The organism is Holdemanella porci (assembly GCF_019052655.1).
Classification (GTDB): Bacteria; Bacillota_I; Bacilli_A; order Erysipelotrichales; family Erysipelotrichaceae; genus Holdemanella; species Holdemanella hominis.
In genome coordinates this window covers 1-1,104 of the sequence record NZ_JAHQVB010000140.1, presented here as the reverse complement: position 1 = coordinate 1,104, position 1,104 = coordinate 1, and the positions used below count along the sequence as shown (strand labels likewise).

The following is a 1,104-nucleotide window of genomic DNA, read 5'->3' as shown; positions in this document are numbered from 1 at the left end:
TAATTCCAGCTGTAACAGCTAAAGAAGGATATAAATTTGTTGGATGGAAAGGTCAGGGAGCTGATGCTATCGAATGGGATGCAGATGCTAAAACATTCGGTGTAACAGGATTATGTCATTTTGCTGAAGGTGAAACTGAAGGATATGCTTCAATTGAAGCTGTATTTGAAAAAGTAGATACTCCTGCAAAAGAAGATAACAAAAAAGAAGATTCTAAAAAAGAAGATTCTAAAAAAGAAGATTCTAAAAAAGAAAATTATAAAAAAGAAGATTCTAAAAAAGAAGATAATAAAGTATCAACAGGTGCTGCAACTGGTTTATTTGGTTCATTAGCTGGTGTAACTGCTGCTGGTGCGAGTCTTGTGGCATTATTGCGTAAAAAAAATTCTAAATAGTAATGAAAAAATCAAAAAAGGGAAATTCTAGAAAGTTTAATTCTACTTTTTTATTAGCTGGTATTGTAATTATTTTAATTGCAATACTAGCTATTCTTCTTGGTTTTAATTATTTAAATAAAAGTAACGACACAAACCATGATAGAATAGTAGAACAATCAAAAAATAAAAACAAAAATAAGGACGAAGTTAGTAAATCTGATAAAAAACCAAAATTAATTGATAACACAACGCTACAAAAAACAATAGATTCAGCTTCTTCAATTGATAGGGATCATTATACTGATGATTCATTAGAAGTGTTAGATCAAGCTATTGCAAATGCGCAAGCTGTTATACAAAATGGCGGTAATCAGCAGGAAATTAATGATGCTAATATGGCTTTAATAAATTCTATAATTTCTTTAGAAAACAAATAAAAAAAGGTTATATTATTTAACCAATGTCATTAAGTTAAGCTAAAAAAACAGTGACATCGTTAAATTCTTATTAAGTTAAGCCGGTAATCCAAAATTAGATAGGGTCGACTAAAAGTTGGCTTTAAAAGATGTAGGGTTGAAAACCCTATGAGTGTTTAATGGATTAATTAAGGAGCAGAGATGTTTGAAATCTCGGTAATCCGCAATTAGATAGGGTCGACTAAAAGTTGGCTTCAAAAATTGTAGGGTTGAAAACCCTATGAGTGTTTAAAGGATTATTAACTAGGGAG

General features: G+C 30.3%; 2 protein-coding genes. Both read left to right on the top strand.

What is annotated here, in order from left to right:
• On the top strand, positions 1–395 hold a 395-nt coding region (locus KTQ83_RS11820), incomplete at its 5' end, for a hypothetical protein (RefSeq protein ID WP_217256940.1).
• 2 nt (positions 396–397) lie between these two features.
• The gene (locus KTQ83_RS11815) at positions 398–814 is read left to right on the top strand and encodes a hypothetical protein (protein WP_217256939.1); all 417 of its coding nucleotides are present in this window, start codon (positions 398–400) and stop codon (positions 812–814) included.
• The last annotated feature ends 290 nt before the right edge of the window (positions 815–1,104 follow it).